The organism is Streptomyces sp. NPDC015032 (assembly GCF_043080425.1).
Taxonomy (GTDB): Bacteria; Actinomycetota; Actinomycetes; order Streptomycetales; family Streptomycetaceae; genus Streptomyces.
The window spans coordinates 1-4362 of record NZ_JBIBVN010000095.1; the positions used below are offsets into that span (position 1 = coordinate 1).

General features: G+C 70.2%; 5 protein-coding genes. 2 read left to right on the top strand and 3 right to left on the bottom strand.

Features of this window, described 5'->3' with window-relative positions:
• Window positions 1-219: 219 nt before the first annotated feature.
• Together ACF08M_RS41350 and ACF08M_RS41355 are read right to left on the bottom strand one after the other, a co-directional pair.
• Window positions 220-1668 (bottom strand): amidase, encoded by a 1449-nt coding sequence (locus tag ACF08M_RS41350; RefSeq protein WP_392190472.1) that lies wholly within the window; start codon window positions 1666-1668, stop codon window positions 220-222.
• 192 nt (window positions 1669-1860) lie between these two features.
• Window positions 1861-2172, bottom strand: a complete 312-nt coding sequence (locus ACF08M_RS41355; RefSeq protein WP_392190473.1) for a Mu transposase C-terminal domain-containing protein — start codon at window positions 2170-2172, stop codon at window positions 1861-1863.
• Between the two features lie 119 nt (window positions 2173-2291).
• Here ACF08M_RS41355 and ACF08M_RS41360 point away from each other — a divergent pair, with 119 nt between their 5' ends.
• Window positions 2292-2759 carry a hypothetical protein gene (locus tag ACF08M_RS41360; protein WP_392190474.1) on the top strand — a complete coding sequence of 156 codons (468 nt, stop codon included), beginning with the start codon at window positions 2292-2294 and terminating at the stop codon, window positions 2757-2759.
• A 46-nt stretch (window positions 2760-2805) separates the two neighbouring features.
• Window positions 2806-2994: a hypothetical protein gene (locus tag ACF08M_RS41365; protein ID WP_392190475.1), complete on the top strand. Its 189-nt coding sequence runs from the start codon at window positions 2806-2808 to the stop codon at window positions 2992-2994.
• A 347-nt stretch (window positions 2995-3341) separates the two neighbouring features.
• Here ACF08M_RS41365 and ACF08M_RS41370 read toward each other — a convergent pair whose 3' ends face one another.
• Entirely contained in the window at window positions 3342-4016 is a 675-nt protein-coding gene (locus ACF08M_RS41370; RefSeq protein WP_392190476.1) for a hypothetical protein, read from the bottom strand.
• Window positions 4017-4362: the final 346 nt, after the last annotated feature.

Sequence of the window (4362 nt, forward strand, 5' to 3'; positions counted from 1 at the left end):
AACGCGGGAGACCAGCGCATCCAAAACCGTTCGGGATACGCGCAGTGCCGGGCAGTGGGTCCAAGACTCACTCCTGCTCACTGACTAGGAACGGTTGACCACGACCGACCCGGCCTGCCCGCAGGCACCCTCGGCCAGGGAAGTGCTCCGCACACGACGAGAGCGCGGTGGCCAGGTCGCCCGCCGCCGCATCGCAGGCGGGCGGCCCGGTGGCGGCTCTCAGAATCCCGGCGGGCGGCGGAACCCGCTGATCACCTCCGCAAGGCACCGCACGAACTGGACCGCGGTGCGGTCGTGCAGGTAGGGCGCGATCACCTGGATACCGACCGGAAGCCCGTCCCGGGTCGCCCCGACAGGTGCCACCGCCGCGGGCAGATGGTTGACCGACGACGGCGCCATCCACGTGAGCATCTCGCGATACGGCCGGTCGGCGTCGTCGACCCGCAGAGTTCGGACCGACCAGCCGGGGTCGGGTCGGTGGTCGTGGGGGAAGGCAGCCGTGGGGCTCACCGGGCAGATGAGCACGTCGACGTCGCGGAAGAACTCGGCCCAGCGGCGGCGGGAGTGCTGCCGACGTTCGTCGAGGTCGTGCCAGTCACGGAAGCGGAGCGTCAGGTCCGACGCGAACCCGCCTGCGGCCCCTTCCGCCGTGGCGAGCTCCACGAGCCCGGCATACGACTCGTCCGGCTCGACCAGCCCGCTCTGTGCCATCAGCAACGGCTGGTAGAGGGCCATCGTCTCTTCGAGCCCGACCGGCCCCTTGCCCTCGACCACGACAGCGCCCTCGGCCCGCACCGCTTCCAGCGTCGCCTGCATGATCGCGACCAGCTCGCTGTCGATGGGGCAGAACGGGTCGTCGACCCATGCCGCGACCCGGAAGTCCCGCAGAGTGCTCGACCTGGCGGCGGGCAGCTCCAGCCGCCATCCCGGGGCGCGGTCGTGGTCCGCTCCTGCGAGGACGTCGAGACCCAGTTCGAGGTCGTCGGCGTGCCTGCCGAGCGGGCTCAGTACCGCCATGTCGAAATCTGCCAGCGTCCCAGGAGCATGTCCCGAGACGCTCCCGTACCTCGGCACGATCCCGAACGACGGGCGCAGCCCGTAGATGCCGCAGAAGTGGGCAGGCACCCGGATCGAGCCTGCCGTGTCGCCGCCGAGCTCCAGGCCGGTCAGCCCCGCGGCGACTGCCGCGGCGGACCCACCGGACGAACCGCCGGGTCCGCGGGTCGGGTCCCACGGATTGTTCGTGGTCCCGTAGACCTCGTTGTAGGTCTGCCAGTCCCGGGCGTCGGGCGGCATGTTGGACTTGCCGAAGACGACCGCTCCCGCGTTCTTGAGCCGCGCAACCGACTCGGCGTCGCTCGTCGAGACATGCTCTCCCCAGCGGGCCGAACCCCCGGTGGTCCGCATGCCCGCAACCTCGAGACTGTCCTTGATCGTTACGGGGACGCCGTGCAGGCGGCCGAGCGGCTCGCCACGGGAGACCGCGCGGTCGGCCGCCAGTGCCGCGGCTCTCGCACCCTCCTCGTCCCGGGCGACGATGGCGTTCACCTTCGGATCGAGCCGCTCCACCCGGGCGAGGTAGTGGTCGAGCAACTCGATGCTCGACACCTCCTTCGCCGCGACTGCGGCAGCGAGCTGACCTGCGGAGCGAAATGCTAGATCGGTCATGCAATCTCCAGGAAAGGCCAGACCCGCGGCGATCACATCGCTGTGGCCGACGCAAAATCCCAGTTCAGGGCGGGTCTAAGCCGACCTTAGCGGACGTGGGGGACCATGTCGGGGTGTGGCTTTTCTCACTTTGAGCAGCAGCTTTGTCCGGCACTCCGGGCAGCGGCTGGAGGTCGACGGGCGCGGGAATGTTCACGAGAAACGGGAGGCACCCCCCCACCCGGCCCCACCGAAGACTTCGACACCACTCTTCCAGTACTGCCAGGTGCGGTCGTTGAACGGATGGTGGACGTGCTCGCGGTGGATCCACGGGATCTCGGCGAGCTCCCCGTCGGGGAGCCGTACCCAGATCTGGCGAACGTCGTGCGGGTTGGTGTGGACTTCCCATTTCCCGCCCCCGGCCGCTACTTGGGAGTCCTGGCCCCGGCAGGGGCCCAGCAGATCGTGGTCGTAGGTGCGGTGATGGAGACGGATGCCACGTTCAGTGATGGCCTGCCACCGCACCGGCAAGATCGGCTACACGACTTGGCGGCACACCATTGTGGGAAGCCCACGTCCGCCGCGCCCGAAGGCTGTCCGGGCTCGCCAAGTACCTTCTGATGCAGGCGTGTTGGAATGCCTTTATGGTCACTCCCGCGGACGGAACCACGCGCCTGAGTCCGGACGAGTTCGCGCACCGCCTGCGTGCCGAGATCGAGCTGCTGAGAGACGAGGCGACGCGCCAGAGGAAACTCGCCCACCGCCGGGCCGAGTTCTGGGCCAAGACGGACATCGCCCTCGGCTTCCCCGCGGCCCTGCTCGCGGGCACGGCGGGAGCGGCAGGACTGGCCTCGACGGACGTGCGCGTTCCCGCCGCCCTCGCCGCTCTGGCCTCTGCCGGGTTCGCGGCGGGAGCGGGCTTCCTGCGCAGCGACACCAGGCGCCGCGCCAACAAACGCGCCCGGCACGCATGGGCCTCGGTCGAGGCCAGAGCCATGGTGGCACTGACCCAGGAGCACGTGACCCACGAGGACCTTGGCGACCTGCTGGAATGCCGCCAGGCTGCGCTGGCGGCCTACGACGGCGAGGAGCCCCAGCCTGGGGCGTCGTGATCCGCAGCTGGCGATCATCTTCGTCGGCGGAGAGGGCTGCCACACCGTGCTGCGCCGCGAACCGATGCTCTCCTTCCGCATCTTCATCTGGCAGCACTTCACCCGCCTCACCCCCAGCGAGGTTCTCGACGTCATCCCGCTGTTCCACCCGATCTGGGCCGGCGCCGACCCGAGGACATCGCCTTCGCCGACAGCCACGCCGCGCACGGCAACTTCCGCGCCTGGGCCCAGCTGACCGCCCACACCCGTACCGCCCTGGCCCGCACCGGCCGCGCCCGCGTGGACCAGGAGCTGCTGCGCTGGGCCTTCAGCCGCCTCGCCTGACCACCACACCGCCATGTTTCTCGCCGCGCCACCGCCGCCCGTCACCGTGGTCATCGACCGCCATGACGACGCGATTCACACGCATACTGCCCTGGCCGCCCATCATCCGCGTCCGGCCGGATCACCCTGCACCCGGGGCCGGGCACCACCAGCGAGACCGGCCTCGCCCACGACCTTCTCGCCGCTCTGGGCAAACCACCCCTGCTCCCGGGCCGCTTCCCCCAGGCATGCAATCTCCTCCTCGACCGTCCGGAGCGGTCAGCGGTTGTTGCGGTAGGCGATGATCCCGCCGGCGACCAGGCCGCGCCCGCGGGCGGTGCGGAATTCCTCCAGCCGCTTGGCGTCGGTGTACTGCTCCAGCGTGCTGCCCGACGGGGTGCGCACGCCGAGCTGCGGGCCGTAGGAGCACACCACGTACCCGTGGTGCAGGGCTGTGGAGTACCGGTCGGGCGAGGCCGGGACGGTGATGCGGGAGTAGACGCCGCCGTCGGGGGAGCGCAGCTCGATCCGGTCGTCGGCGAGTCGGTGCAGGGCCCAGCCGGGGATGGCCCGCAGATCGGCGATGCCGCGGGGGAAGCGCCGCATCCCGGACGCGATGGCGCCCTCCACCTGGATCTCGGTGGGCGTGCCGCCTGGGATCCGGGACATCATCGCGCGCTCCGGTTCGAACAGGGCCACTGGCATCGGGTCCTCGCCGTCGGTGGTCTGCACGGTGCCGGTGTCCGGGTCGGTACCGGTGGCGACTTGCCCCAGCTCGAGCGAGGGGGAGTCCATGTAGAGCAGCCGGCCGTGGTCGTCGACGTTGTTGCTCAGCTGCTCCCCGGCCGCCAGGATCTCCGTCTGGCTGACGGCCCGGTCGTCCATCCGGAATCGCTGACCTGCGGGTGTTTGCTGCCGATCACGCCGCTGCTTCTGGGGCTTGAACCGTCCCATCAAGGTGCCCCCTCCGTGTGTGACAGCCAAGCCTCAGCCAGGCGCGAGTGGCTGCACAAGACCGCCTCACGCTATACCCCCGCCGAACGGCAAGAGGCCCCCAGCAGCGCCGGGGGCCTCGCCGGGGACGGTGCAGGTCAGAGTCAGGGCAGGAAATTCTTCTGCCACTGAAGCGAGTCCATGCTCAGCGCGGCGTCGGCCAGGGCCTTCGCGGACGGGGTCTTGAGCGAGGCGAGACTGGTGCCGATTGGGGCGGCGCCCCGTTATGTTTTTCGCGGTCCTGCAAGAGGGCCGCTGGCCTCCGGGCCCGGCATGACTGTTGCCCCCTGTCGAACGGATGACCTGG

Coding starts and splice junctions, on each gene's coding strand:
- ACF08M_RS41350 (WP_392190472.1), bottom strand. CDS start 1,668: ATGACCGATCTAGCATTTCGCTCCGCAGGTCAGCTCGCTGCCGCAGTC.
- ACF08M_RS41360 (WP_392190474.1), top strand. CDS start 2,292: ATGGTCACTCCCGCGGACGGAACCACGCGCCTGAGTCCGGACGAGTTC.
- ACF08M_RS41370 (WP_392190476.1), bottom strand. CDS start 4,016: ATGGGACGGTTCAAGCCCCAGAAGCAGCGGCGTGATCGGCAGCAAACA.